The organism is Candidatus Saccharibacteria bacterium (genome assembly GCA_016700375.1).
Classification (GTDB): domain Bacteria; phylum Patescibacteriota; class Saccharimonadia; order Saccharimonadales; family UBA4665; genus JAGXIT01.
The window spans coordinates 409187-434745 of sequence record CP065016.1; the positions used below are offsets into that span (position 1 = coordinate 409187).

At 51.5% G+C, this 25559-nt stretch carries 30 protein-coding genes and 1 tRNA gene; 24 read left to right on the forward strand and 7 right to left on the reverse strand.

The features are described 5' to 3' along the window. Positions 1-30: 30 nt before the first annotated feature. Positions 31-477: a hypothetical protein gene (locus IPP75_02160; GenBank protein ID QQS69916.1), complete on the forward strand. Its 447-nt coding sequence runs from the start codon at positions 31-33 to the stop codon at positions 475-477. On the opposite strand, the gene pyrH is transcribed toward IPP75_02160, so the two are convergent. Continuing rightward, positions 474-1178 carry a UMP kinase gene (gene pyrH / locus IPP75_02165; protein ID QQS69917.1) on the reverse strand — a complete coding sequence of 235 codons (705 nt, stop codon included), beginning with the start codon at positions 1176-1178 and terminating at the stop codon, positions 474-476. The two genes, IPP75_02160 and pyrH, sit on opposite strands and share 4 nt — an antisense overlap. Positions 1179-1264: 86 nt before the next feature. Between pyrH and IPP75_02170 the strand changes: the two genes are divergently transcribed. Genes IPP75_02170 through IPP75_02190 form a run of 5 tightly spaced genes read left to right on the forward strand, consistent with a single transcriptional unit; the run spans position 1265 to position 3445 of the window. After that, entirely contained in the window at positions 1265-1561 is a 297-nt protein-coding gene (locus IPP75_02170) for a two pore domain potassium channel family protein (GenBank protein QQS69918.1), read from the forward strand. Beyond that, on the forward strand, positions 1527-1715 hold the full coding sequence (locus IPP75_02175; protein QQS70170.1) for a hypothetical protein: 189 nt from the start codon (positions 1527-1529) through the stop codon (positions 1713-1715). The genes IPP75_02170 and IPP75_02175 overlap by 35 nt, the downstream gene beginning before the upstream one ends. Positions 1716-1732: 17 nt before the next feature. Continuing rightward, on the forward strand, positions 1733-2527 hold the full coding sequence (gene xth / locus IPP75_02180) for an exodeoxyribonuclease III (GenBank protein QQS69919.1): 795 nt from the start codon (positions 1733-1735) through the stop codon (positions 2525-2527). Positions 2528-2578: 51 nt separating this feature from the next. Then, positions 2579-2836 (forward strand): hypothetical protein, encoded by a 258-nt coding sequence (locus IPP75_02185; GenBank protein ID QQS69920.1) that lies wholly within the window; start codon positions 2579-2581, stop codon positions 2834-2836. Between the two features lie 3 nt (positions 2837-2839). Next, on the forward strand, positions 2840-3445 hold the full coding sequence (locus IPP75_02190) for an HD domain-containing protein (protein ID QQS69921.1): 606 nt from the start codon (positions 2840-2842) through the stop codon (positions 3443-3445). A 30-nt stretch (positions 3446-3475) separates the two neighbouring features. Here the strand turns inward: IPP75_02190 and IPP75_02195 are convergent, their stop codons facing one another. Further along, positions 3476-4447 (reverse strand): transposase, encoded by a 972-nt coding sequence (locus tag IPP75_02195; protein QQS69922.1) that lies wholly within the window; start codon positions 4445-4447, stop codon positions 3476-3478. Between the two features lie 212 nt (positions 4448-4659). Between IPP75_02195 and IPP75_02200 the strand changes: the two genes are divergently transcribed. From IPP75_02200 to IPP75_02215, 4 genes are all read left to right on the forward strand, one after another. Further along, positions 4660-5583: an alpha/beta fold hydrolase gene (locus tag IPP75_02200; GenBank protein ID QQS69923.1), complete on the forward strand. Its 924-nt coding sequence runs from the start codon at positions 4660-4662 to the stop codon at positions 5581-5583. A 1-nt stretch (position 5584) separates the two neighbouring features. Next, on the forward strand, positions 5585-6124 hold the full coding sequence (locus IPP75_02205; protein ID QQS69924.1) for a hypothetical protein: 540 nt from the start codon (positions 5585-5587) through the stop codon (positions 6122-6124). A 125-nt stretch (positions 6125-6249) separates the two neighbouring features. Continuing rightward, on the forward strand, positions 6250-6999 hold the full coding sequence (locus IPP75_02210; protein QQS69925.1) for a hypothetical protein: 750 nt from the start codon (positions 6250-6252) through the stop codon (positions 6997-6999). 112 nt (positions 7000-7111) lie between these two features. After that, complete coding sequence (locus IPP75_02215; GenBank protein QQS69926.1) at positions 7112-7801, forward strand: HAD family phosphatase; 690 nt, start codon at positions 7112-7114, stop codon at positions 7799-7801. Here IPP75_02215 and IPP75_02220 read toward each other — a convergent pair. Then, entirely contained in the window at positions 7798-8109 is a 312-nt protein-coding gene (locus tag IPP75_02220) for a hypothetical protein (GenBank protein ID QQS69927.1), read from the reverse strand. The genes IPP75_02215 and IPP75_02220 overlap by 4 nt on opposite strands. A 29-nt stretch (positions 8110-8138) precedes the next feature. On the opposite strand from IPP75_02220, the gene IPP75_02225 reads away from it, so the two are divergent. Further along, on the forward strand, positions 8139-8939 hold the full coding sequence (locus tag IPP75_02225) for a hypothetical protein (protein ID QQS69928.1): 801 nt from the start codon (positions 8139-8141) through the stop codon (positions 8937-8939). 9 nt (positions 8940-8948) lie between these two features. Then, complete coding sequence (locus tag IPP75_02230) at positions 8949-9221, forward strand: hypothetical protein (GenBank protein ID QQS69929.1); 273 nt, start codon at positions 8949-8951, stop codon at positions 9219-9221. 293 nt (positions 9222-9514) lie between these two features. On the opposite strand, the gene IPP75_02235 is transcribed toward IPP75_02230, so the two are convergent. Beyond that, positions 9515-9599 (reverse strand) — tRNA-Leu (locus IPP75_02235). 218 nt (positions 9600-9817) lie between these two features. On the opposite strand from IPP75_02235, the gene IPP75_02240 reads away from it, so the two are divergent. Further along, on the forward strand, positions 9818-11182 hold the full coding sequence (locus tag IPP75_02240) for a sortase (protein ID QQS69930.1): 1365 nt from the start codon (positions 9818-9820) through the stop codon (positions 11180-11182). Between the two features lie 8 nt (positions 11183-11190). On the opposite strand, the gene IPP75_02245 is transcribed toward IPP75_02240, so the two are convergent. After that, positions 11191-12690, reverse strand: coding sequence for a PEGA domain-containing protein (locus IPP75_02245; GenBank protein ID QQS69931.1), 1500 nt, complete (start codon positions 12688-12690; stop codon positions 11191-11193). Positions 12691-12830: 140 nt separating this feature from the next. Between IPP75_02245 and IPP75_02250 the strand changes: the two genes are divergently transcribed. After that, a complete protein-coding gene (locus IPP75_02250; protein QQS69932.1) occupies positions 12831-13877 on the forward strand; it encodes a hypothetical protein in 1047 nt (348 codons plus the stop codon). Positions 13878-13922: 45 nt separating this feature from the next. Next, the gene (locus IPP75_02255) at positions 13923-15341 is read left to right on the forward strand and encodes a glutamate--tRNA ligase (protein ID QQS69933.1); all 1419 of its coding nucleotides are present in this window, start codon (positions 13923-13925) and stop codon (positions 15339-15341) included. Here IPP75_02255 and IPP75_02260 read toward each other — a convergent pair. Beyond that, a complete protein-coding gene (locus tag IPP75_02260; GenBank protein ID QQS69934.1) occupies positions 15316-16314 on the reverse strand; it encodes a hypothetical protein in 999 nt (332 codons plus the stop codon). The two genes, IPP75_02255 and IPP75_02260, sit on opposite strands and share 26 nt — an antisense overlap. Before the next feature lie 104 nt (positions 16315-16418). Here IPP75_02260 and IPP75_02265 point away from each other — a divergent pair, with 104 nt between their 5' ends. From IPP75_02265 to IPP75_02300, 8 genes are all read left to right on the forward strand, one after another. Next, positions 16419-17771 carry a DUF3048 domain-containing protein gene (locus tag IPP75_02265; GenBank protein QQS69935.1) on the forward strand — a complete coding sequence of 451 codons (1353 nt, stop codon included), beginning with the start codon at positions 16419-16421 and terminating at the stop codon, positions 17769-17771. Between the two features lie 3 nt (positions 17772-17774). Beyond that, the gene (locus tag IPP75_02270; GenBank protein ID QQS69936.1) at positions 17775-19313 is read left to right on the forward strand and encodes a PAS domain-containing protein; all 1539 of its coding nucleotides are present in this window, start codon (positions 17775-17777) and stop codon (positions 19311-19313) included. An 11-nt stretch (positions 19314-19324) separates the two neighbouring features. Then, the gene (locus IPP75_02275; GenBank protein QQS69937.1) at positions 19325-19729 is read left to right on the forward strand and encodes a response regulator; all 405 of its coding nucleotides are present in this window, start codon (positions 19325-19327) and stop codon (positions 19727-19729) included. A gap of 389 nt (positions 19730-20118) precedes the next feature. After that, positions 20119-21090 (forward strand): transposase, encoded by a 972-nt coding sequence (locus IPP75_02280; protein ID QQS69938.1) that lies wholly within the window; start codon positions 20119-20121, stop codon positions 21088-21090. 482 nt (positions 21091-21572) lie between these two features. Next, entirely contained in the window at positions 21573-21824 is a 252-nt protein-coding gene (locus IPP75_02285) for a hypothetical protein (GenBank protein QQS69939.1), read from the forward strand. A gap of 133 nt (positions 21825-21957) precedes the next feature. Continuing rightward, positions 21958-22239: a hypothetical protein gene (locus IPP75_02290; GenBank protein QQS69940.1), complete on the forward strand. Its 282-nt coding sequence runs from the start codon at positions 21958-21960 to the stop codon at positions 22237-22239. Next, entirely contained in the window at positions 22227-22580 is a 354-nt protein-coding gene (locus tag IPP75_02295; GenBank protein ID QQS69941.1) for a hypothetical protein, read from the forward strand. Before IPP75_02290 ends, IPP75_02295 begins: the two co-directional genes overlap by 13 nt. A 207-nt stretch (positions 22581-22787) precedes the next feature. Continuing rightward, on the forward strand, positions 22788-24440 hold the full coding sequence (locus IPP75_02300; GenBank protein QQS69942.1) for a Y-family DNA polymerase: 1653 nt from the start codon (positions 22788-22790) through the stop codon (positions 24438-24440). On the opposite strand, the gene IPP75_02305 is transcribed toward IPP75_02300, so the two are convergent. Next, positions 24411-24683: a hypothetical protein gene (locus tag IPP75_02305; protein QQS69943.1), complete on the reverse strand. Its 273-nt coding sequence runs from the start codon at positions 24681-24683 to the stop codon at positions 24411-24413. The genes IPP75_02300 and IPP75_02305 overlap by 30 nt on opposite strands. Positions 24684-24799: 116 nt before the next feature. On the opposite strand from IPP75_02305, the gene IPP75_02310 reads away from it, so the two are divergent. Then, a complete protein-coding gene (locus tag IPP75_02310) occupies positions 24800-25549 on the forward strand; it encodes a winged helix-turn-helix transcriptional regulator (GenBank protein ID QQS69944.1) in 750 nt (249 codons plus the stop codon). Positions 25550-25559: the final 10 nt, after the last annotated feature.

Below are 25559 nucleotides of genomic sequence, written 5' to 3' on the forward strand. Positions count from 1 at the left end.
TTATATTAATTATTATGATAAAATATGTATATGACATCACCCCATAAAGACGGTGAATATTTTGCCTGGAACATTGCCGCCAATTTGCTTCGTGATCCAAATGCGCCCACGGACGTCGCCGAGTTCGTCGTCGATGGCCGTAAGGCAGAGATGACAATATTAGCCGGCAGAACCGGATTACATCATAATGTTGTTATTTTTGGACGCACCATGGGTTCCCCTGAAATTGAGGAAATATGCATAACGTGGATGCCCACAAACACTGAAAGAAAGGGAGGGCACATAAGCGTTAGTCTTCTGCCAGATTCACTACACGTTTACGCCCCGGGACAGAACGATAGCCTACACAAAGCAATTCAGCTACTCCACATGCTACCAAACACTGTTTGGGACCCAGGCCTCACTGTAGCCTCAGGTGATGACGTAAGAATTGCGAACAGTGTACTGCAACCAGCTCTAGCTGAATCAGACCATTAACGGATTGTTGTACCCACAGGTTCGCCAGCCGCAGCACGGGCGATATTACCTTCGGTCAGCAGGTCGCACACAATAAGCGTCTTTTTGTCTTCCAGCGCCATGCCAAGCGCTGCCTTATCCATAACCTGAATGTCGCCATTGGCAAGCGCCTCGTCGTAGGTGAGTGTGTCAAATTTACGCGCATCTTCGAACTTCATGGGGTCTTTATCGTACACACCATCTACCTTAGTGGTTTTGATAATGGCATCGCACTTGAGTTCTAGCGCAAGGTTCACTGCCGCAGTATCGGTAGTGACGAATGGCCTACCCGTGCCGCCGCCAATAATGACGACGCGGTTTTTGCGCAGGTGGTTAACAGCACGGCGATAGGTGTAGCCATCGATAAACTGGTCGACCGTAATGTTGCTGAGCGCCCGTGTTTTCAGCCCGACGGCGTTGAACACATCGGCGAGCGTGACCGCGTTCATAATCGTGCCCAGCATACCCACATTGTGCGCCGTGACGTCCACAATGCCATTGCCCATCAGCTGCGCGCCGCGAGCATAATTGCCCCCACCGACGATGATTGCCACTTCAGTACCAGCTTCGACTGTAGGTTTGATTTGCCCTGCAATCCACTTGGCTCTCTCGGCGTCGAAGCCGCCGTCTTTATCACCCTGCAACTGTTCCCCTGAAAGTTTGAGTAGAATTCGTTTATACATAGTGAAAAGCATAGCTTTTCTCGCAGCGAAGAGCAAGGGGGCACCTCTAAGAAACTATTGCGTTTCGTCGTATACTATTTAGGTAGATGGTAATACATAGAACACCCAGTAAAACCATTCGATTGTTGCGAATTGCCAGCCATACCAAACTTATTTTCGCCCTCTATATCTTGAATTTTATTTCCTGCACACTGCTTTTTATGCTGTTCGAGAATAAACCCATCGGCGATGCGCTGTGGTGGTGTACGGTTACCTGGTACACGGTGGGCTACGGTGACCTGTACCCATTGACTGGCTACGGTCGCCTGTTCGGCATGTACGTTATCATTAAGCTCACACATTTTCATTGTGCTGCTCACGGCCAATGTTGTTGCCAAACTTAGCCAATACCGTGCCGAGGCCGCACTTGAAGAAGAACGTCGCATGCACAAACAGGAAATGAAGCTCCTTCGCGCCCGACTTATTAAAACCACCCAATTCCAGACTATCGAGCATAAAAAGAAGCGCTTTCGGCTGCCATTCCTGACAGAGAAATAATCAGATATACTAACAAGATGAAACTATACAGCTGGAATGTGAATGGGATACGGGCGGTACTGACCAAGGGCGCACTGCAAAAGTTCATCGACGAGCATGATCCGGATATGCTGTGCCTGCAAGAAACCAAGGCCGAGCGGGGGCAGGTGGAGTTTGATTTTCCGCAGTACGAAGAGCACTTTTTTAGTGCGGTAAAGAAGGGCTACAGCGGCACCGCCATACTATCCAAAGTGAAACCGCTCAGATATATAGATGGCTTCCCGGGTGAAATCGTAGAAAAATACGACGTCACGGGTGACACGTACGGCGACCCAAACGCAGAAGGACGAATTATTGCCGCGGAGTTTGCGGGTTACTGGGTAGTCACATGCTACACGCCCAACAGCAAAGGCGATCTGAGCCGTCTGAAACTTCGCTATGAGCACTGGGACAAAGCCTGCCTCGCCTATCTGCAGGAATTAGAAAAGACCAAACCAGTGCTTTACTGCGGCGATATGAATGTGGCGCACAAAGAGATTGACCTCGCCAACCCCAAGGCAAATGTGGGCAAGCACGGCTTTACCGACGAAGAGCGCGAGCGGTTTGGCGACTATCTCTCCGCCGGATTTGTAGACACCTTTCGTACTGCAAACCCAAACGCAACCGAAAAATACACCTGGTGGACACACTGGGCCAATGCCCGCGCCCGCAATGTCGGCTGGCGCATAGACTACTGGCTCGCCAGCAAGGACATTGCTGGAAAGGTAAATAACCCGCAGATCCACCCCGAGGTCATGGGCAGCGACCATTGCCCGGTAAGTATTGAACTGTAGCGCATTCCACACTAGCCTCATACTAGCGACGGGCGTACAATTACATGCACTATGACAGATGACCAAATAGACGACCTGAAACAATTTATTGCAACCACTGTACGCAACGAGGTCTCATTTCAGCTGAGCGAGCAAACGAAGGAGCTGAAAAAGGCTCTCCGTCGAGTCGAAGAAAAAGTTGATGACATTGAGACGGCCACCCATACGATGATTGATACAGTTGGCGCAGAGATTGAAAATCATGACGAGAAACTAACTAATCACGCAACCCGCATTACAAAACTTGAAGCCGCCCAACTTCCCGCATAGCGTATGAACAGAGACGTGGATTTTTTGTACGAACTAGGGGCACTCCGGCTCATTGATCGGCAGTGGCGGCGCTTTCATAGCCAAAACTTTGCGAACCTGGCCGACCACCATTTTCGGGTGGCGTGGATTGCACTGGTGATTGCCGCACGTGAAGGCGGGAAGATTGATACCGGCAAAATCGTTAAAATGGCGCTAGTGCACGACATAGCAGAGAGTCGCACGGGCGACGTGGACTACCTTTCACGCCAGTACGTCACCAAAGACGAAGCGGGTGCGGCGCGCGACATGATGGACGAAACAAGCGTGAGCGGAGAATTCTTAGCGCTGCTCGAAGAATATGAAAAACGCGAATGCATAGAGGCAAAAATAGTCAAAGATGCCGATAACCTCGACGTAGACATGGAACTGTGCGAACAAGCCATGCAGGGAAATGCACTACGCAAAACGTGGCAGTTCAACCGCCGTCTGGTGGCCGATACCAAGTTGTACACCAAAACCGCTCGGCACATGTGGGATGAAATACAGAGCACCGACCCAGACCACTGGCACGCCGGCTCACCCAAAAACCGCGTCAATGGCGGCGACTGGAAACCGGCTGAAAAACCTTAGGTTTTTCAGTAATGCACGAGTTTCGCACTTTCACCCATTCAACCGGGCAGCCAGCGCAAGCTGGATGCCTGGTTTTATGACCTCCCAATCTTGTTGGTATAGCGTCGTTTGGTCAATTAGCCTTCTCTTATGTTTTCGTACCCAGGTAAGCAAAGCTAACCCAATGTGGTTTCTTTGGGCTCGGCTAAGATTGGCCTGACAGCGGGATAAGCCACAGGTTTGTTTGAGCTCTCGATGCAGTACCTCGACACTCCAACGGCGCTCGAAGTATTTCTTGACTTGTTCGCGGGTGAGGTCAGTACGACTTGTACCAACATAATCCGTGCGGCCGTTACTGGCCTCAAACCGGAAGACTCTGATCCACCCATAGCCTTTCAGATATGTCACCAAGCCTGTATCTGGTATATCTAACTCTCTGAGCTGGATATGTGGCTTACCGACTAACCGGTTGCTCCTCAGCCCCATGACCCAGTCCCAGCCATGAGAGCGAACTGCCTTAAGGTTTTTTAGAGAGCCGTACCAGCTATCCGCAACAACCATCTCCGGGCGTAGCCCTCTCTGTCTTGTGCTACTCAGCATATCCTGGAAGTGATCATTCTTAGTCTTGCCGTCTTCTGGCGGGTTCCAGATGCGGTAGTCCATAGGAATGTAGTGTTCTGTATCTACTTGCCACAACGCATTTACAACGCCAATCCCTCTGGTGATGTCATGCTTACTTCCCGCATGCTGCCAGTTCACAAGCTCCATCTTGCCGCTTCGGCTTTTGTCGATGACGACATCATCGAAGACCAAAATGCCAGGAGTGGCGCGAACTTCCTTAGCGGCAGCTTGCCACAGGTCTTTGGGCTGTATCTTTTCAGATGCTAGCCAACGGGAGACGCTGTCGTGAGAGAGCATGGCATTGTCTGGGGCTACTTCGCTCAAGCTGAGCGCAGAATACCGTGAGGAGGTGACCTCCAGGAATGAGCAGTACAGCTCACGAGAACATTTTGAACGAGACATGTTTATTTTCCTTGTTTACGAAAAAGCATGACTGACGTCATGCTTCTAGGCTAGCAAAGAATTGGGGAGTGCGAAACTCGTGTGATGTACGTGTCACGTGTGACCTTTCGCGATGAATTATCATTTTTCCTGTCACAATGTAGCTCCAACAGTTACATGTCACAGGATAATCCTATGTGACAGGTGACAGGATAATTGCTACACTCCTATGTATGAATCCAGACGCATACACCATAGCCGAGCACACGCTCGAGGTTGGTCACGGCCACACCCTGTACATTCATGATTGGGGTAATAAAAAAGCCAAACACCCCATATTTTTCCTACACGGCGGCCCCGGCGGCCAGTGCAAAGAAAAGCACAAACTGCCATTTGACCCAAAAACTCAGCGCGTTATTTTTCACGACCAACGCGGCAGCGGCAAAAGCACGCCGCTGGGCCGCTGGCACCACAACAACACGCAGGAACTCGCCGCCGATATTACAAAAATTGCCGACTTCCTTAAAATAGACCGTTTTATATTGACCGGAGATTCTTGGGGCTCGTGCCTCGCGCTGTACTACGCACTATGTGAACCACGCCGGGTAAGCGCGCTCGTAGTAGGCGGGGTATTTACCGGGTCGCAAGCAGAAATCGACTGGTTGGATAAAGGAATGTTTCAAACGAATTTCCCAGATGCATGGGAACGCTACCTTGCCGCTACACCAAAGAAGTTCTGGAGTGCCCCAAGTGCCTACCACATGGCGAATGTCGTAGGGCACGACGCAGCACTCGCCGCAAAATCTGCCCATGCCTACGGCGAACTCGAAACCAGCGTTATAAGTCTTGACGACAATTTTTACCCAACAAACCCCGAAGATTTTGAGCCAGAAAGCATGATAATAGAAATGCGCTATTTGAATAAGCGCTGTTTTTTGCCCGACCGTTTTATACTGAAAAACGCGCACAAACTAAAGATGCCACTGTACATCGTGCAGGGTCGTTACGACTTTGTCTGTCCACCAAAAACAGCGTATGAACTCAGTCAAAAAGCGCCAAACGCACACCTGACCTGGACGGTCAACGGCCACCGCAATGAACACGAAAATATTAGCGTGAAGCAGCTCATCTACAAACACCTCACCGAAGGGAAGTAGGGTGCCAAAAACTGCATGTATAGTATATGGGTTTGCCGAAGGTCCACGCCACGGCAAGCGCATGCGGCAAGCACTAACCGACCGAGGTTACTGCATCGTCACAAAGCCGCGACGAGCTGACCTTGTTATCGCTCATTCGGGTGGGCATTTGCTGCTGCGTATGCCAAAGCCTGCGCAAACGTACCTAATAATTGATGCCTCCTGTAACACCGGTCGACACGTGTTCGACAATGCGTTTCGCCACGTTTGGTACGACCTTGTGCATGTGCTGGGTAACGGTCAGGTCCAATACTACGCCTGGAAAACGTGGTGGAATGGCGTCTACGTATTGCTACGTCCATTTCCGGCAATAAGAATGTACCAACGTATCCGCCGTAGCGCATATTACCCACAGCGCTTCGCGGGGAAGGGGGTTATTACTCAGGGTGATGACCGTTCGTGGTACAACCCCGCGGTCTTGCCGCTAGAAGAGATTGTTTTCATGAGCGGCGACCACGATGACTGCTGGCGTAACCCCGACCGCTACCTCGACCTCCTCTAACCAACTAACAAAACTACCCCGTGGCCCGCGACCACCGCAAACTATACTCTGTATTTTTAAACTGTACGGCCGTACGGTTTATTTTGTGGTTGTGCAAAAACAGGGGTGCGGGTAGACTGGGACGTATGAATACAACTGGTTTGTCTGCAGAAACCGAAGCCACTCTGCGACGCCTACTTGCCGAACAGCCAACCTATAAGCCCGTGCCGGCAGTGCTTGAAAAACTGCAGCATATATCTTTTGTCTGTTTTGTGGGGGCAACCTGTATGGGCAAAACGACACTTATGGACGCGCTTGTCGCCCTGGACTCATCGCGTTACGGCAAAACACGCAATTTCACCACCCGACCGCCCCGCGCCGACGACGACCCAAAACGATATTACTACTACGAGCACACAGACGCCGGCCTGGCACCTGTGCTGAAGCGGATTGCCCAGCACGAGAACTTACAGCACAACATAAACCCCTATACACTCACCATGTACGGCAGCGAAATCGGCGACTACCCGCACGCCTACAACATCGGCGATATTTTTAGCAGTTCCATAGACGGTTTTCGCCAGCTTGGATTTGGCCATCTTCGCATTTTTTCGGTCGTAACCAACCCCAACGCATGGCTCGCACGCATTGAAGAGCGCTTTCCGGTAGGGCACCCAAATCGCCTAGCCCGACTGCAAGAGGCGGCCGATAGCCTCAGCTGGTCCCTTGCCCAAACAGCATCAGACCACGCGTGGGTCATCAACCCACCAGAACATATTGAGACAGCCGTCACTTCTGTTGATTCGGTCATCCGGGGTGAAACACCAGCTCACCAAGACAAAGCCCGTCGCCTCGCCGAAGCGTGTCTAATCAAAGTTCAGGAGCTCCTGAAGTGAACACTCTGCCTGTCATCTTGAGCGGAGCCGACCTTGGCAGGCGCAGTCGAAAGATCTCCTTATTTTCAGAAGATTCTTCGCTATCGCTTAGAATGACGAGAAAGGAAATGCTGTGATAGAAAAGAAAAAATTCGCCGTATTTGACATAGATGGCACGCTTATACGCTGGCAACTCTACCACGCTGTCGTGCATAAACTGGGCAAAGCAGGACAGCTCATGCCTGGGGATTTCGAAGCCATTAACGACGCACGTATGGAGTGGAAAAACCGCCGTACAAACGAAGGTTTTCATAGCTACGAACAGCTCCTTGTCGAGCACTTTATAACGGCTCTTCCTAGCATTGACACGGGCATATACGACCAGGTTATTCAAGAAGTATTCGACGAATACAAAGACCAAATCTTTACCTACACGCGCGACCTTGTGCAGCAACTAAAGGGGGAGGGCTATCTGCTTTTTGCAGTCTCTGGTTCACCACGGGAAGTGATAGAGCTATTGGCGCAGCACCACGGGTTCCATGACGCCATAGGGTGCAGTTTCACCCGCAAAGAAGGGCATTTTACCGGCGAATACACGACCCCCATATTTGATAAAAAAACGGCCCTAGACAGCTTGGTGCAAAAACACGGCGCGACGTACACACAAAGCTACGCCGTAGGCGACAGCGCCAGCGACGCCGCCATGCTAGAAGTAGTGACGCACCCCATAGCCTTCAGCCCCGACCAAAACTTGTTCAAAATAGCCAAAGACCGTGACTGGCCCATAGTAGTCGAACGCAAAAATGTGGTGTATGAACTCTAGGCTTCAGTCCGATATGGGCATACTACACACGCCGGCAATTTTGTCTCGTTAAACTGTAGGCAAAGCCTTTGGACATCGGCAAGTCGTCTCGAAGCTTCATCTGTATATGCATCAGGTTTCGTTGCACCGGATGCTTCTGCATCTGCCACCTGAACATCGTGAGCCATCCGTTGGAGATCTGACTGATTATGATAAGGAATCCTTTCTTTATCAGTCTTGTCAGCTATTGCATGTGCACCGACATAACAAGGATTAGCACGCAGTGTATCCCAGCTCGGTTTTGGCGTATCATTATGTGATTGGGTCATAATAATTAAATTATAACATAATTGCATATATGAATCAAGTTTACTGGCATAAACAGGGTGAAAAAGCGCTGTTTCCGAATCTGTTATGGGCGCGACCCGAGGTGAAAAGTGCGGCCGGAAAGCTGCTGGTGGTGGGCGGACACGCCCAAAGTTTTGCCGCCGCCGCCGAAGCCTACGCGGCAGCGGAGAAGGCAGGCATCGGTAGCGTGCGCGTGCTACTGCCAGACAGCCTCGAGAAAACGGTGAGCAAGCTTTTTCCTGGTGCAGAATTTGCTCCCAGCAACCCAAGCGGAGGCTTTGCCACGCGCGCACTGGCCGAACTGCTTGCTGCAGCTCAGTGGGCCGACGGCGTTCTGCTGGCCGGAGACCTTGGCCGCAATAGCGAAAGCCTCGCTATGCTTGAAAACTTTGCTGGCAAATACACCGGCCAGCTCACCATCACCAAAGACACAGCCGACTTTTTCTGCACCCAGCCACAATCTATTGCTGCCAGAACCGACACACTGCTCGTTATAAGCCTGGGCCAACTGCAGAAACTTGGGAAGTCGCTGCATCTCTCCTATGCCTTCACAAGCGACCTCGGCATAATGCAACTCGTGGAACTGCTGCACAAGTTCACCGCAGCGTACCCAAACGTTCAGGTCATTACGCGCCACCAAAACAACTATGTGGTCGCGGTGAAGGGCACCATCGGTACATCGCCGGCCCCAAGTGAAAAACCCATCTGGCGCGTCACCGCCGCCGCCTCCGCCAGCACCTGGTGGCTGCAAAACCCCGAAAAACCCTTTGAAGCCCTGATGAGTAGCGCTGGGTCATTGAATTCGCTATAGTAACTCGTAATGAGAAAACACAAGCGGAATGATACTTTAGTAGATATTTGGAGCCTGGTACACGTGGTGAGCAGTGCGGGGCTGGCGTGGCTGATTGGGCCGGTCGCAGCCTTTATAGTCGTGACGCTTTGGGAGCCGCTGGAAATATTTGTGCTTTCGCCACTGCTTGCCAAACGGGGCATTGTGTTTGGCTACGAAACCTGGCGCAATTCACTTTCTGACATACTATTCAATTCACTTGGCATCAGCTTAGCAGTCCTACTACAGGCCATGTCTAGTTGACACAAACCCCAACGAAACAATAACGAACATCAATTCGCAAGGAACAAGATTTTGGCGAAGCCTCGCCTGCAGCGGGGCGCTGTCTGCGCGTGAACAATAGATATGGTGCCGCAGGCCGGACTTGACCTACCTAAGGCAGGCCCAGAACTTTCAGACTGCAAGCTAAGCCTACAATCTGAAAGATTCACTTGCGACCCGCCGCTGGCGGGCCTCACGGCACGTCCTTACGAACACAAGATTTTGGCGAAGAAGCCTCGCCTGCAGCGGGGCGCTGTCTAGCGTTCGGATATTTTTGGTGGGCAAGGAGGGAATCGAACCCTCAATCCGTAAGGAACACGATTTTGAGTCGTGCGCGTATACCAATTCCGCCACTTGCCCCCCAAAAATATCTGAATTTCGCCCAAGCGAAATGTCTACCAATTCCGTTCGCTGCGGCAGCATATCTATTTTTCAACGAACAAAGTGAGTTGAAAATCATTTTAACCACTTGCCCTGGTGTAATAACCATAAGCAAACCCATGGTCACCAGAGGTGTATTGTACTATACTACACAGTGAAACGCGAGTGGGCGGTGGCTTGCTGGCGTCGTAACACATATGAGCACCAATCCACTTTTTCCAGATAACCCCCTTCGGCCAGCGCCGGCCGATATTGCCGCCGTGGAGCTCATACGGCGCAAAGTAGCCAATGCTTTCGGCGAGGAGCCTTCAGCTTCCGCGGAACTGCAAGAAATCAAAAACGAACGAACGCTCAGTAAGCACCAGGTTTTTCTGCAACAGCTCGCTTCACAAGGGAAGAGTCTTGCTGATATACAAACCGAATGGCATGGCTATTACACAAGGCTCCCAGAAGCCGAAAAACATGAGGTCTGGCAGGAGTTTTACGCCGCAAACGAGCACACACCGTACCAAAAACTCTTCCAGAAACAAACGCCAGTACCCTCACGAAGTCGCCTGACACCCGTAGCCGATAAACCCGCTCATCCAGCAGCCACCGTAGCTCCACGCGTTATTACAAGCGAAAACGGCGTCACCATTGCAGACCACACGGCCGTGCAGCCAGGGATTCACGCCCACCCCCATGAGCAAAGCCGCCTCTCAAAAACAAAGGCACGAGCCGGTCAAGCCGTTCGAAAGACAAAGGTCGGCAATAGGGTACTAAACTCTCAAACCGCCGAAGCAACAAGGCGCATTAAACATCGTATTCAACACAAAGTTAGTGCCGGCGGCAAACTAAAAGCTCGTCACCATGTGCAGTCACTACTATTTGGTTTTGGCGTCGGAGCCGTCATGCTACTCATATTGCTTTTTGGATTTTTTAACGAATTTATCATCACGCCCTTCATCCAGCCCAGCAGTAAGGTGGCAGGCATACCAATTATTGTGAGTAACATTTCGCCCGAACAAGCCGCTAACCCAACGGTAATTGTTTCGAAAATAAACATCCAAATGCCGGTAGACTTCAACCTAGTCAGCAGCGACGAAGCATCAGTACAGAGTTCACTCGAAAACGGGGTAGTTCACTACCCAAGCACTGTCAAGCCCGGAGAAAATGGTAACAGCGCTTACTTCGGCCACTCCAGCCAAAACATATTTAACAACGGCAAAGCCAAGTTTGCCTTTGTACGGCTCCGCGAGCTAACTACGGGAGATGTATTTACCATTCTCTACAACGGCAAGGTCTACTCGTACGAAGTCTTTGCGAAAGAAATCGTTCCCCCTACCCAGGTCAGTGTGCTCACCGACACCAAAGGAGAGCAGGCGACTGCCGTACTCATAACCTGTGACCCTCCCGGATTTAGCACAAATAGACTCGTGGTTTGGGGCAAACAAATAAGCCCCAGTGTCGCTTCAAACAAAACCCCAGCAACAGCACCGACCATTTCTGAGCCCCAACAAATCACCAGCAACGGCCCAACGCTCTGGACCCGGATGTGGCGTGCTATCCAGTTCTGGAACTAATGGCCGGATTACTCTAGGACGTACGAGGTCTGCATTAGCTGAAGCGTGCCATTGGCTTGTTGCGTCAGGCTATAGCCACGCAAATAGTTTGGTGCAAAATACACTCCGTACTGGGGTAGGGCATCTTGAAGCGTCTGGCGATTGAGATTGTCGTAGTCATGCACAACAACCTTTCCTGAAGACACATACCAAAGCCTGTTGCCGTCCATCCAACTCGTAGGCGCCTGCGGCTCATCCAATGGAGTAGGCTCAGTGTAGTGATATACACCTTCGTACTCTATGTCGTATACGGTATGTTCGGCACCTCTGTTAGCAACAACAAACTGGGCGTTTGCAGAAAACGCAACATGCTGCGGGTTGATTAGTTTTAAGAATCGAAACGGCAGTGGTGTATCCGTCGGCTTTGCGAGCACCGCATCAAGCGGGTTTCGAAACACATAAACACCCTTCAGAGCATTTGTGCCGGTAACAACGTACCATTTGCCGTCATACTCAGCGATATCGAGCAGGTATGTGTCTGCTACTGCCAAACGTTTGAGCACGCTGCTACGCGTACCCTGTTGCAGCACAACCGAAACGTATCCCGGCGTTTGCTTCTCGCCCAGCGGCGTATCTGTGACATAGAGCACCGTATCGTCACCGTATGCTTTGTAGCTTATCACCCGCTCAAGCCGCAGCGCGTTCGGTGGGTTTGTTCCTAACTGAGCAGTCCGAAGCAACTTTGTTTCAGTGTTATAAATATAGAACTGGTTTTGCTTTTTGTTAAAAAACCGGATTTCGTCGGTAGGCAATAGGGCAAGCTCACTTGTGAGGTTCCTCGCCTGAGTGCCGTCTTGACGGTCAAGCATTATATATTCCCGTGCCTTTGATGTACCGTTTGTAAAAACGCGCTGGGTCAAGAAATGGCGCTCATCATCAGACCATTCAAGCACATTCCATGATTGTACACTTTCTGCGGCAGTAAAGACGGTGGGTTGCTGTGGAACAATTTTCGCACTCGGTTTATCGGCATTTTTCAGGTCAAACACTTGCAGTTGGCTGGGCTGAGCAGTGTCTGCAGCAACCAGCCATCGACGACCCGGGCTCTGGGAAACGAAGTGCAGCTGATTCGCAAAAGTCGCGACTTGTGCACTCTTTAATTTAGCAGGGAACAGCACAGGGTAGTCAAAACGCTGAACATCGCCGCCCGCGACAGTCACCGTACGTTTCCATTCGGTGTACCCATCCCGCGCCAGCCGAATCGTGTATACTCCGCTGCGAAGGTTTGTCTTACTATTGGTTTGGAATTTTTGTAGTTTGTCATTAATGTATACATCTGCTCCGGTGGGCTGACTAGATACAAAAATCAAACCACATCGGTCAACAGTACCGTCACGGCTCAAACAATAGCCATCGGTCTGTTTCAGCAACATCCAACTCATGAGCGCAATCGCGACCCCAATCAAGCAGTAGCTCGCAATGAGTACTATGTGGTTACGTCTTTCTTTCTGAGGGTCCAAGAAATCCATAGTTACATTTAGTATACACCGCTCTTCTGTATGACTTTCACGCCACTAGCTCTCAGCCCGGACAAACTACTTGCGTTTACAGAAGCAAAAGCGGTATTATGTACCTGAAAGAGCAATGCTGACGAGGGAAAGCAAACAGTATGGAAAAAACAGTCGTGCAAGTAAATGGTAAGTCATACGATGCGGTCACGGGCCGTCGGATTACAGATATTATTGCCCCTGTAAAACAGCAGCTACAGCACGCTCCAAAGCCAGAAACTGTTGTCCGCGTAAAACAGCAACAGACACGCACGCAGACTGCTCGTCCTGCCGCAAGTCATGCAAAACGCCACACTCCCCAAACAGCCAAAACGCTTATGCGACGTGCCGTTACAAAGCCTAAAGCAGGTCTAAAGAAACAGCTGCATGTCCAGCACGAAGTTGCCCACACCTCGGAACACGCCATTGCAGTCAAGCACACGGCACTCCACCTCGACACCGCCCGGGCACGCCGAGCCAAACAAATCGAAAAAGACCAGCAGGTGCACCGTTTCCATAGCCCTACTCCCGTACCAGTTACCTTTATTCCTGTCGCCGTCCAAGCAGCGCCCCAAAATGTTGCAGTCCAAGAGGCACCAGTCGCACCACCGCCTACAACCAGCACACCGGCGGATATGTTCGAGCAGGCTATAGCAAACGCAACACACTACGTCGATATTGCCGCTCACAGTAAGCACTTTAAGAAGAAGGCTCGCCGCCACCTTGTTACGATGACAGCGGGCGTCGCGGCCTTGCTCGCTATAGGTGGTTTCATCACCTATAGCAATACCCCAAGCCTTCAAGCACGTATGGCAGGAGTAGTGGCCGGTGTGTCAACCAGTATGCCAAACTTCGCTGCAGCAGGCTTTCGGTACGAAGGTGTTAGCGGGCACAACGAACGCCTAACCTACCGGTTTTCAAGCGAACTCGCCAAATACCAACTCGTTGAGCAGCAAACAAACTGGGATGGCGCCCAGATGATTCGTCAGGTTTCGTCAGTTGCCGCCAACGGCACCCCAAACTACACCGAATTCGTTGCTGACAACGTGACCATATACAAATTTAGCGATAGTCATGCCACTTGGATAAAGGGTGGCACGTGGTACCAAGTACACGGCAAACAACCCCTCACTGATGCCCAGCTAGCTGCACTCGTCAAAAACAGCTAACCGCAACCGCTTAACTCTCCTCTGCTAAATCTGTATACTGACAGTATGAGCACCGTACGAACACGTTTTGCCCCCAGCCCAACTGGCTACATTCACGTCGGTAATGTACGCGCGGCATTATTCCCGTGGCTGTTAGCACGACAGCAAGGTGGGGCCTTCATACTTCGTATAGAAGATACTGACCAAGCCCGGCTGGTTGAGGGCGCAACTGACCTCATACTCGACACGCTCGAGTGGCTTGGCCTTACCTGGGATGAAGGTCCGCGCGTCGGTGGGGCACACGGCCCATACGTTCAGACCGAACGCCGCGAAATATACCGGGCTTGGGCAGAAAAACTCATCGAAAAGGGTCTCGCCTATGCCGACCCATACACCCCAGAACAAGTCCAAGCCTTCCGCGAAGAAGCCAAGGCTGCCAAAAAAGCTTTTCTGTACCGGGATCACCGCCCAACGAATCCTCCAACATGGGATGGCACACAGCCCCTTCGCTTCAAGGTAACAGATGTGAAGCGTTACACCTGGAGCGACCCCGTCATGGGTGAGCTCACCGCCGGCCCCGAAGCGCTGGACGATTTCATCCTCATGAAGGCCGATGGCCTGCCCACGTACAACTTCGCGCACATTGTCGACGATGCCGAAATGGGCGTCACCCACGTCATACGCGGCCTCGAATACATCAGTTCTATACCGCGCTACCTCAGCCTCTACGAAGCACTTGAGCTACCGGTGCCAGTTCTAGCATGTCTGCCGCACGTCATGGCGCCAGACGGCAAAAAGAAGCTCGGCAAGCGCGACGGCGCCAAAAGTGTCACCGACTACCGCACCGACGGCATCTTGCCCGAAACCATGCTGAACTTCCTCGCTAGCCTCGGCTGGAATGATGGCACAGAGCAAGAAATATTTACCCGCGAAGAACTCATCGCCAAATTTGACCTTAGCCGCGTCCAGAAGAGCGGGGCACGGTTCGATGAAGCACGTCTGCTCTGGCTGAACGGCCAGTGGATTCGCCGTCTTCCCCTCGACGACCTGTGTAGCCGCGTCGACGCGTATTGGCCCGTAGAGGCCAGCGACGCTGAAGCCGGCTACAAACGCCAGGTACTCGCCCTTGTGCAAGACCGCCTAAAAACACTCGCCGAACTCCCCATGATGACGCGCTACTTTTTTGTCGAACCAAGTGAAGACCGCTCGCTTATAGCAGAGAACAAACAGCTGAAAAAACTGTTCCCAGGTGAAATCGACCATCTGATTTCGACCGCACATAATAAGCTTGCAGCGGTAGAGCAGTGGGACGCCGAACACATTCAAACCGCCCTTAACGAACTACTAGAAGAAACCGGCCAAAAACCCGGCATCCTCTTCAGCCTCATCCGCATCTACACCACCTGGGCACCGTTCAGCCCCCAGCTCGACGCCACCCTCGCCCTCATAGGGAAACCAGCTACTCTTCAGAGATTGACGAAGTAGACGGCGTAGGTGACTTTGGCTCGACAACCGTTAAAAAAAGTACCTCTTTATTGCGTCTCGGGTTATATGTTTTCCGAGCAACAATCTTCAAACCGTTTGGATTGTGCCTGGTATCTATTTGCTGCAGAAAATCAACCGCCCTCAATACCTCTTGTGGCGATACCGGACGATTAAACAAGCTGGCCATTCGCTCAACCAACTGAGGAAACCATATGCCTTCTTCACTCGACACCAGCGTTTCACGTATCTGTCTAAGAAACATTTTCTTCTCAGCAACTTCTCTGGCAGAACGAGTTTGCGCAGTTTGTTCAGATGCTAACATATAGTAGCTAAGCGAGCCAGTCTCTTCCGCAACAAATCTGTCTAAAGCATCGTTTCCTTGCGTGAGAGTGTCTAGCGCCGCGCTGAGCATTCTAGGCTGCAGCCTGTTGCCCCTATTACCAGGAAACCATTCCCGTATATCATCACGGGTTACCACTTGGTCTTGCCGCACAAGAAATCCCGCTTTCAGCGCTTGCACAAGTGCTTTTGGAGCTGGTTTCGGCGGGACAGACACTTCACCCCGAGTACTTTCTTGATTCGGCGCTAACTTGGGTTGGGCACTCCTGGTGCTTGGCTTTCTGGTGTACTTTGGTGTACTCCCGGTCGAAGGCTGCGAAGAACCTGTAGGTTTATTAGTATCTGATGCCAAAAAGTAGGTTCTTCTTCCTGCCCGCATTTTTGTGCCGATTGCACCGGCGTCTAGAAGCTCAGTTAAGGCCAATTTTGCGGCAGTATATACTGTCTTCGGCGTGGGGTCCACAACGAACGACTCAACGACCCCAGTAACAGACTGCGCGGGAACCTCACCCGTTTCTTGGATAATAGCCGCAATTATTGCTGTCGCAGCAGGAGAAAAATCTTTGCCACCTGGTGGCGCGCCGAGTTCGCTATGCCCGCCAGAAGGTATTCCTTGTTCGTCGTGCACTGTCATCCCCTGCGTTAATAACGCTCTGTCTTTCTTTAGGGGGTTTAGTGTACTTTGAAAAAAAATGAAAGGCAAGCACAAGCACATTATTTTCTGGTACAATACTACTTATGATTAGCGACTTTGTCGGTGGGGATGATTCGCGCCGCAAACCAAAACGAATAGAACCGCTCGAAAAAGAACCCCAACGGTCAATTCACGAGCTGGCCGCTGAGCACGAAGCAAGCGAGCAGCTTGAAGAACAAGCGCCCGCCGAACCCTCGTTTGTTCCGCCAGATGAAATCGTAGAAACAGCAAATGAAGTAAACACTACCCCTGTAGACACACCATCCCAGGTGAAATTGCGCGCCGGGTTTTTCTCGCCCCGCTGGACGCTGAGCAAAAAGTGGACCATAGCTGCCGCCGTATTATCACTCTTGCTCGTTGGTGGCGGGGGAGCAGCGGCCTACTACCTGACGCGCCCAACCGTGAAGGGTGGAGTACACCGCAGCAAGAACCCGCCAAAGCCCGCACCCAAAATCACAACCGTCGCAAACACACTGAGCGGCCTGCAGGTTGACCCAAGCGTAAACCAGCGACCAGTATTCGGCGTGATGGTCGAAAACCATTACCCCGATGCCCGTCCACAAAGTGGCATAGACCAAGCTGGTGTGGTGTTTGAGGCAATCGCGGAAGGCGGCATAACCCGCTTTCTCACGCTGTATCAAGACAATCAACCAGATTATATCGGTCCCGTACGCAGCGCGCGCCCATACTATGTGCAGTGGTGCATGAGTTTTGACTGCGCCTATGCTCATGCCGGAGGCAGCCCCGAAGCATTAGCCGATATCCGTGCTTGGGGCACCAAAGACTTAAACGACACAAGAGGCATATTCTGGCGAATATCGAGCCGCTACGCCCCGCATAACCTCTACACCAGCATTCCGAAACTCAGTGAGCTGGCAGTCAGCAGAGGGTACGGCGCCGCATCGTTCACCGGCTTTAGTAGAAAAACAGAGCAGCCTTACAAAGCACCCGCCACTGCGCCGACTGCGAAGAAACAGACCACCACGCCCGACACTCGTACACCCGCATCAGGTATTAACCTCAACATATCAAGTGGTCAGTACAACGCTCGCTTTGAATACGACCCCGCTACGAACAGCTACAAGCGCAGCCAAGGCGGCGCTGCCCACATGGTAGTAGACGGTGCGGGCGCGCAAACCCAACTTCGCCCAAAGGTTGTTATTGCCATAATTACCACCTACGGCGTTGCGAGCGACAAACATTCCCAGTACGGCGTGGTTGGTAGCGGTCAAGCGTTTGTGTTTCAGGACGGCACCGTCACCACGGGCACTTGGAGTAAAGGTGACACCACGGCACCGCTCACGTTCACTGACAGCACCGGTCAACCGCTGCCACTAAACCCCGGCCAAACATGGATAACCGCTCTAAGCGGAACAGACCGCTTAGCATACCAATAGGCCATGGATTTTTTCAGCAAATACCGCAGACAGCTCACGACAAGACTCATTCTTATTATGGTTGTATTTCAGGTGCTTGTCATGGGTACCGGTTGGCTGCTTGCCAGCAGAGGAAACATATCAACAACCACCATACTTATTGCTATGTCTGCGCTGGGTCTGTGTGGCAGTGTGCTATTTGCTCGTTTTGCAAGCCACGCAAGTGCCGAGCCAATACACATAATCTGGCAGGCCATTCAACACGTTGCCCCTCACGGAGATACGCAGCCGTCACCAAATATCGACACCCTGCAGTATGGCCGAGAACTTGTATCTAACCTTGTAAACCACGTCTACCAAATGGCTAGCGTCGTTAGCGACGTCGAAAAAACAAACACCAAGAAAATCCAAGATATTCATGCAAACTTTCTTGCAAATTCATTACCCTTGCCTATGGTTGTGCTCGATAAAGACGATAACATCGTCTACATCAACGACACTGCCGTCAAATATTTCGCGCTGCCAGTTGACGAGCTAGAAACCAAGAACGTATATACCGCACTCGACATGTCATTTTCCGATGACCAAACCCTGCACAGCTGGCTCCAAACTGTCCGCAGGAGTAGCGTCACCGCAAACATGCGCTGGGAGCGTGTTCGGATAGGCCTCCCTGGTCAAAAAGACACAAAACAGTTTGACCTTGCGGCGCACTTTAACAGCGACAACCCCATGGGCTACGAGACGCTGCTCATCCTGTTTGACCACACCGAAGTCTACAGTCAGGACGACCAAGCAATGAGCTTTGTAGCACTAACCGTTCACGAACTACGCACCCCACTAACGCTGCTCCGAGGGTACATAGAGGTGTTTGACGAAGAGCTAGGGCCAACGCTCAATGCCGAACTAAAAGACTTTATGAAAAAAATGGATGCCAGCGCCCAGCAGCTTGCCGCCTTTGTCGATAACATCCTCAACGTTGCCAAAATAGAGGACAACCAGCTCACGCTGCAGCTCAAAGAAGAAAAATGGGAAGATGTGCTGCGTACCGTTGTAAATGATTTGCGCCTGCGAGCCGGTGTACGTGGTGTAACTATTAAAGCCACCGTTGCTCGAGACCTACCGAGTGTCGGCGTAGATCGCTACAGTATTTACGAAGTCGTTGCCAACTTGCTCGATAACGCTATCAAATACTCCAGAGGCACCAAAGAAGTCCACCTAACCGCTGTGCTCAATGCCGACGGCATGGTCGAAACGAGCGTGAAAGACTTTGGCCTCGGCATAGACGGCAGTATATTACCGCACATTTTCGACAAATTTTACCGCAACCACCGCAACCGCGCCCAAATAGGTGGCACCGGGCTTGGCCTGTACCTCAGCCGGGCAATTGTACAGGCCCACGGCGGTCAAATATCGGTGAACAGCAAAGTAGATGAGGGAAGCACATTTACATTTACCGTGTTACCATACGCGAAGCTTGCAGAGTCGGGCAAAACAGGCAATACTAATGGCATAACCCGGGGAGCCCACGGCTGGATTAAAAACCACTCACTGTACCGGGACTAAGACAGGAACGTATGGAACCAGACACAATCGCACAACCACCAAAGCTCAAAAAAATCCTCTGCATAGAGGATGAACACTTCATAAGTGAACTCTATGCTCGGGCTCTCACCAAGGCAGGCTACGAGGTGGATGTCCAGCTCGACGGCCAAAAGGGACTTGCCGCTGCCCAGACCGACAGCTACGACATAATCCTCCTTGACCTCATGGTGCCTAATATTACCGGCATAGAAATTCTTCGTACCCTCCGTGACCCCCGCGAAACACCCAAGATGCACGCTCGTATTATCATTACCACAAACCTCGAACAGCGAGATGACGTCCGTGCCGACATAGAGCATCAGGCCGATGGCTACCTCGTGAAGGCCGAAATCACCCCCCACCAGCTCGTCGAGTTCCTGGGCACGCTTGAATCATAATGAGAGAACGCAGTTCTTAGTCGGACAGACGGATAGTCGGATAGCTAAAAAGGCATAGGCCACCGCAGCGTCGGGTATCGAAAGAAACGATTACCAATGTTCGACTACCGTGACAGCCATAAGGCCGCTTTCTTCAACCATCGCGTTAGCGATACAAGTAAGACGGCCATGCGGAAATTCACGGCTGGCATGTTGTCGGCTTTGACAACTTCCGAAAGGCGACGAGACTTGTTTGACGAAGCATAGTATTGCCAGTGGCAATACTATGCTAAGGAGTTGTCGAGTTGGTTGTCAAAACGAACAACTACACGAGTTTCGCACTCCCCAATTCTTTGCTAGCCTAGAAGCATGACGTCAGTCATGCTTTTTCGTAAACAAGGAAAATAAACATGTCTCGTTCAAAATGTTCTCGTGAGCTGTACTGCTCATTCCTGGAGGTCACCTCCTCACGGTATTCTGCGCTCAGCTTGAGCGAAGTAGCCCCAGACAATGCCATGCTCTCTCACGACAGCGTCTCCCGTTGGCTAGCATCTGAAAAGATACAGCCCAAAGACCTGTGGCAAGCTGCCGCTAAGGAAGTTCGCGCCACTCCTGGCATTTTGGTCTTCGATGATGTCGTCATCGACAAAAGCCGAAGCGGCAAGATGGAGCTTGTGAACTGGCAGTATGCGGGAAGTAAGCATGACATCACCAGAGGGATTGGCGTTGTAAATGCGTTGTGGCAAGTAGATACAGAACACTACATTCCTATGGACTACCGCATCTGGAACCCGCCAGAAGACGGCAAGACTAAGAATGATCACTTCCAGGATATGCTGAGTAGCACAAGACAGAGAGGGCTACGCCCGGAGATGGTTGTTGCGGATAGCTGGTACGGCTCTCTAAAAAACCTTAAGGCAGTTCGCTCTCATGGCTGGGACTGGGTCATGGGGCTGAGGAGCAACCGGTTAGTCGGTAAGCCACATATCCAGCTCAGAGAGTTAGATATACCAGATACAGGCTTGGTGACATATCTGAAAGGCTATGGGTGGATCAGAGTCTTCCGGTTTGAGGCCAGTAACGGCCGCACGGATTATGTTGGTACAAGTCGTACTGACCTCACCCGCGAACAAGTCAAGAAATACTTCGAGCGCCGTTGGAGTGTCGAGGTACTGCATCGAGAGCTCAAACAAACCTGTGGCTTATCCCGCTGTCAGGCCAATCTTGGCCGAGCCCAAAGAAACCACATTGGGTTAGCTTTGCTTACCTGGGTACGAAAACATAAGAGAAGGCTAATTGACCAAACGACGCTATACCAACAAGATTGGGAGGTCATAAAACCAGGCATCCAGCTTGCGCTGGCTGCCCGGTTGAATGGGTGAAAGTGCGAAACTCGTGAACTATAACACCGAGAATCGGAGCTCTGGCCTGGTTTTGGTTCCAAGGCCTTTTGGCAGCAAAAGGCCTTGGTCGGGGGCGCGGACGAGACCGCGCATGAATTAGAAGATTCTTAACGATACTCATGATAACAGGAACGGAGAGTGAACAACCCCTCTAAACGTGTTGGCAAAAATACACTATGCGCGGGCTAAGCACGAGCGTATAGTGTGTAGTCCAGCCATGTGAGGACTTTTGGCTTCCAGTCATCTTTACCTTACAGACTTATTTACAGGCAATCACACTTCGGTCACTGTGCGCCTTCATTACAATCAGGTTCCTTATTGGCACTCTTCGCGTCAAACGGTCGCAAGCGTGACAGGCACCTCCTCATAAAAACCCGTTGCCGAACAGAGATAATTCAGTTTCGGCTTTTTGTCGTCTCAAAGCTTTGATGACAAAAACCTAACGTAATGGAGGACTCACTATGACCCAAACTATCAATCAAGAAGTTACTGTTAATGCCATCTATTTCTCTGGCGGCGATATGAAAACCTTTCCGCGCGAGATTGAATATGACGGCCGGGCGGTGGCATTTGCGAGCGGTCTGCGCTACCTCGTCCGCCGCGGCGCCGAAGCCCTGCAGCTGTTCGACATGAACGGGGAAGACGGCCTCATTTATCGCCTGAGTCGCCACGGCGACAATTGGACACTACTCGGGCTGAAAGGAGCATTCTAATGAGCCGGAAAGTATCGAGGCGACAGCCGAGCTTTAGGGGGAGGGGCGAGCAGACGAATTTAGTTCGGCTGCGAAGTAGAGGGGCAAGCCCCTCCTTAAAATGGACTCTGCTAGGGCTGAAAGGAGCATTCTAATGAAGCTATCACCCCAGCAATACCTCACAGAAGACCTTGCTCAAATACAACGCTACTTCCCAGGAGCAAAACCAGTTGCACTCCGCACTCCCTTCGACCTGACACCGCCGCCAAAGCGAAAATTCCAAATCCCAAATGGCAAATTCCAAACAAATGCCAACGACCAAAACACAAAAGAGTCGCCCAAAAGCTCCTCGCGGAGTGATCCTGCTGCCATTTTTTTGTCTTATCTCATGACTCTTGACTCTGTGAGCCGGAGGCGAACCCGATGGATGGTGTAAATCTCCTTAGTAAAGCATCACTACAAACCGGCACCGCCGTAGCGACGCACAAAGGCTTTCCAAACCCAGCCGCCGAGCGCGGCCGCTCACTGCTTAGCCTGGACCGCTTACTGATACGTTCACCAAGCAGCACCTATTTTTTCCGTATACGCGGACACAACTGGCACCAGCTCGGCATATTTGACGGCGATATTGCCATTGTCGACCGAGCCCGCACACCAATCCCAGGTAAAATCGTCATCGCTGCAACAGATACGGGCGAGCTCGTTTTGAGCAAATGGGGTGAAATCCGTCTCGAAAATCTCTGGGGCGTCGTAACCGCCATAATTCATGAATTTTAATGGAAAGAGGCAAGGAGTAAGAGATAAGAAGTAAGAGAACGGCCAAAGGCCGCTTAACCAACAATCGCGCCAGCGATACAACTAAAGCCGGTCTTCGCGGAAGCTCACGGCGAAATCGTTGTAATACCAACTAATCTTACAAAACCGAGGTCTGTCTGAGGAGCCTTAGGGCTGCCGTTGGCAGTCCTAAGGCGACGAGTTCCGCAGGTGATTGTTGGGCATTACAACGATTTCCCGAGAGCTGAAGCGCTAGGCCGAGACTTTTTGCCTACTTTTTCTTCGGCAGAAAAAGTAGGTCGCCTGCAGGCGCGAGAGCCTGCATTTAGAAAGTTACCAACCATGTATGCACTTATAGATTCCAACAGTTTTTTCGTCAGCTGCGAACGCCTCTTCCGCCCAGACCTCGCAGACAAACCCGTCGTGGTACTTAGTAGTAACGACGGCTGCGCCATATCTCGCAGCAGCGAGGCCAAAGCTCTCGGTGTAAAAATGGGCGAACCCATCTTCAAGCTCCGCCAGAGATTTAGGGTTATCGACGGAAACCTAAAACGAGAGTTAAGAGATAAGAGGTATGAGATAAGATGGGAAGTTATGCCGCAAGGCGGCCCTCAAAAAGTCGCCTCCGGCGACACATTTTCCACTCTTAACTCTTATCTCTTACATCATAATTCTGCTGAAAACGACCTCGTCGTTTTCTCTGCCAACTTCGAACTCTACGGCGACATATCTGAGCGCATTAGCACGCTCCTCACCAGCATTACACCGCATATAGAGCTCTACAGTATAGACGAAGCATTCCTTGACCTCAGCAAGCTCGACATAACCGACTATGAGACCTGGGGCAAAGCAGTGCGTGCAAGTATTCTCAAAAACATTGGTATACCAGTGAGCGTTGGCATTGCCCCTACGAAAACCCTCTGCAAACTCGCCAACCATTGGGCTAAAACTCACGAAAATACCAAAGGTGTTTTCGTGGTAGATATAAGAGATAAGAATCAAGAGTTAAGAAGAGAAGTTGTGCCGCAAAATGGCTCTCAAAAAGTCGCCTCCGGCGACACCGTTTCTAATCTTAACTCTTATCTCTTACTCCTTACCTCTACCTCCGTTGCCGACATCTGGGGCGTCGGCTGGCGGCTCGCACCCAAACTCAAAGCCGAGGGTATTTTCACCGCGCTTGGCCTCGCCCGCATGCGCCCCCAGCGCGCCCAACAGCTTATGGGTATTCATGGCCGCCATATGGTGTATGAGCTAAACGGCACACGCTGCTTGCCGCTGCAAGCGCGCACCAAGCCGCAGCAGATGATTGCACGAGGGCGGCAATTTGGCAAAGATACCAACGATTTCACCGTCGTGGAAGCTGCTGTGACGGCCCTGGCAAACCGTGCCACGCGTGAACTCCGCCGCGAAGGACAGCTCGCCACGCATGCCGCCGTGGTGCTGCGCACCAACCGACTCAAGCCAGGCTACACGACCACATTCGATAAAACCCGTTTTTACACCCCCACAGCCGACACAGGAGAGATTTGCAGCGCGCTTATCCGCACCCTAAGCCACAATTTTCAGCGTGGGCTCATGTACCACAAGGCAGATGTTATCCTGTACGACCTTACACCTGCCGCAAGCATCCAAACAGATGTATTTGGCACGGTAGACCTCGCCCGCCACACCCGCTCACAAGCCCGTATGCAGGCCACCGATGCGCTCAATGCGAAACATGGCCCACACACCATTCGCTCGGCTGCCGAACTGCTCAGCAATGCCTGGCGCCCTCGCAGCAACATGCTCAGCCCCCGCTACACGAGTAGCTGGGATGAGCTACCTGCAGTAAAACTACGCAGCAACCCTAGCACCAAGCCCTAACACCGCATCACCGACACGATGCGCGACATCAACTGGCACGGGAGGCTTAAATTCTATGGTATTTCCAGTGATAGTAATTTCGCTAATCACGTCACCCAGCGCAGCTAAAATGTCCGGATGATTCCCGCGAATGTCTGTTGGCAACTCAGCAAGCCCACTAATTCTATCCAGACGTCCTCCGTCAGGACGCCCACCTGAAAATTTAGGTGGATGACTAATAGAAAAATGTTGAGATAGCGGCATGTTTTCTCCTATATCTACCTACAAGCATAGCATTCATTGAATTATAAGGAAATTCGTACTGGCAAGAAAAAAATGACACTATCTGTCCTTATATCATGCTAAGATGTATCTTACAAATGGCAGACATGTTTCGGTTTGAAGAAATTGGTTTAGAAACTCGTGACAAACGGGTGTATGAGGCGCTGGTAGCAAGCCCCCAGAGTAGTTTGCGGAAAATTGCGGCCGACACGGGCATAAACCGCGGCAGCGTCTACGAAAGCATGAAAAAACTGGCAGAGCAAGGGCTGGTTGGCTCTATAGAGGTTGGCAAACAGCGCCGCTACACCGCGAGCAATCCGGAAGTTATCATAGAACTTCTAAAAGAGCGCCAGCAGCAGGCAGCGGATGCTCAAAACGCGGCAGAAACATACATCTTGAACCTCCCCAAGCCGATGCCAGATGAAGAAACGACTTCATTTGCCACCTTTTACGAAGACCATGAGGGCGTTGCCGCTATCTTGCGTGATGTGCTTGCTACCTGCCGTGAGCAAGAAACCCCAGCCTACCGCGTCATATCCACCAAGCGCGTCCGTCAGTATCTGTACCATAACTTTCCAAACTTTACGCAGCGCCGGATAGCCGATGGTATAAGCGTCCGTGTGATTGGCGTAGGGAAAGGCGGCGCCTCTGACGAACTCAGCGAGCGAAGAGAGTTTCCGGCTGCCCGCGGCGAAGCACCCAACTGCTACACGCTTATGTACGGCAACAAAACCGCCTTGATTACACTTGGCGACACAAACATCCTCTCGGCCATCGTCATCGACAACCCCGGCGTTACCCATATGCAAAAAGAACTCTTCGACCACCTATGGAGTACGCTCAATTAGCCATTATCGT

What these genes read in the sequence shown, in the direction of transcription:
- IPP75_02160 (QQS69916.1), top strand. Translation starts at nt 31, where the DNA reads ATGACATCACCCCATAAAGACGGTGAATATTTTGCCTGGAACATTGCC.
- pyrH (QQS69917.1), bottom strand. Translation starts at nt 1,178, where the DNA reads ATGTATAAACGAATTCTACTCAAACTTTCAGGGGAACAGTTGCAGGGT.
- IPP75_02170 (QQS69918.1), top strand. Translation starts at nt 1,265, where the DNA reads ATGGTAATACATAGAACACCCAGTAAAACCATTCGATTGTTGCGAATT.
- xth (QQS69919.1), top strand. Translation starts at nt 1,733, where the DNA reads ATGAAACTATACAGCTGGAATGTGAATGGGATACGGGCGGTACTGACC.
- IPP75_02185 (QQS69920.1), top strand. Translation starts at nt 2,579, where the DNA reads ATGACAGATGACCAAATAGACGACCTGAAACAATTTATTGCAACCACT.
- IPP75_02190 (QQS69921.1), top strand. Translation starts at nt 2,840, where the DNA reads ATGAACAGAGACGTGGATTTTTTGTACGAACTAGGGGCACTCCGGCTC.
- IPP75_02195 (QQS69922.1), bottom strand. Translation starts at nt 4,447, where the DNA reads ATGTCTCGTTCAAAATGTTCTCGTGAGCTGTACTGCTCATTCCTGGAG.
- IPP75_02200 (QQS69923.1), top strand. Translation starts at nt 4,660, where the DNA reads ATGAATCCAGACGCATACACCATAGCCGAGCACACGCTCGAGGTTGGT.
- IPP75_02210 (QQS69925.1), top strand. Translation starts at nt 6,250, where the DNA reads ATGAATACAACTGGTTTGTCTGCAGAAACCGAAGCCACTCTGCGACGC.
- IPP75_02220 (QQS69927.1), bottom strand. Translation starts at nt 8,109, where the DNA reads ATGACCCAATCACATAATGATACGCCAAAACCGAGCTGGGATACACTG.
- IPP75_02225 (QQS69928.1), top strand. Translation starts at nt 8,139, where the DNA reads ATGAATCAAGTTTACTGGCATAAACAGGGTGAAAAAGCGCTGTTTCCG.
- IPP75_02230 (QQS69929.1), top strand. Translation starts at nt 8,949, where the DNA reads ATGAGAAAACACAAGCGGAATGATACTTTAGTAGATATTTGGAGCCTG.
- IPP75_02240 (QQS69930.1), top strand. Translation starts at nt 9,818, where the DNA reads ATGAGCACCAATCCACTTTTTCCAGATAACCCCCTTCGGCCAGCGCCG.
- IPP75_02245 (QQS69931.1), bottom strand. Translation starts at nt 12,690, where the DNA reads ATGGATTTCTTGGACCCTCAGAAAGAAAGACGTAACCACATAGTACTC.
- IPP75_02250 (QQS69932.1), top strand. Translation starts at nt 12,831, where the DNA reads ATGGAAAAAACAGTCGTGCAAGTAAATGGTAAGTCATACGATGCGGTC.
- IPP75_02255 (QQS69933.1), top strand. Translation starts at nt 13,923, where the DNA reads ATGAGCACCGTACGAACACGTTTTGCCCCCAGCCCAACTGGCTACATT.
- IPP75_02260 (QQS69934.1), bottom strand. Translation starts at nt 16,314, where the DNA reads ATGACAGTGCACGACGAACAAGGAATACCTTCTGGCGGGCATAGCGAA.
- IPP75_02265 (QQS69935.1), top strand. Translation starts at nt 16,419, where the DNA reads ATGATTAGCGACTTTGTCGGTGGGGATGATTCGCGCCGCAAACCAAAA.
- IPP75_02270 (QQS69936.1), top strand. Translation starts at nt 17,775, where the DNA reads ATGGATTTTTTCAGCAAATACCGCAGACAGCTCACGACAAGACTCATT.
- IPP75_02275 (QQS69937.1), top strand. Translation starts at nt 19,325, where the DNA reads ATGGAACCAGACACAATCGCACAACCACCAAAGCTCAAAAAAATCCTC.
- IPP75_02280 (QQS69938.1), top strand. Translation starts at nt 20,119, where the DNA reads ATGTCTCGTTCAAAATGTTCTCGTGAGCTGTACTGCTCATTCCTGGAG.
- IPP75_02285 (QQS69939.1), top strand. Translation starts at nt 21,573, where the DNA reads ATGACCCAAACTATCAATCAAGAAGTTACTGTTAATGCCATCTATTTC.
- IPP75_02290 (QQS69940.1), top strand. Translation starts at nt 21,958, where the DNA reads ATGAAGCTATCACCCCAGCAATACCTCACAGAAGACCTTGCTCAAATA.
- IPP75_02295 (QQS69941.1), top strand. Translation starts at nt 22,227, where the DNA reads ATGGATGGTGTAAATCTCCTTAGTAAAGCATCACTACAAACCGGCACC.
- IPP75_02305 (QQS69943.1), bottom strand. Translation starts at nt 24,683, where the DNA reads ATGCCGCTATCTCAACATTTTTCTATTAGTCATCCACCTAAATTTTCA.
- IPP75_02310 (QQS69944.1), top strand. Translation starts at nt 24,800, where the DNA reads ATGGCAGACATGTTTCGGTTTGAAGAAATTGGTTTAGAAACTCGTGAC.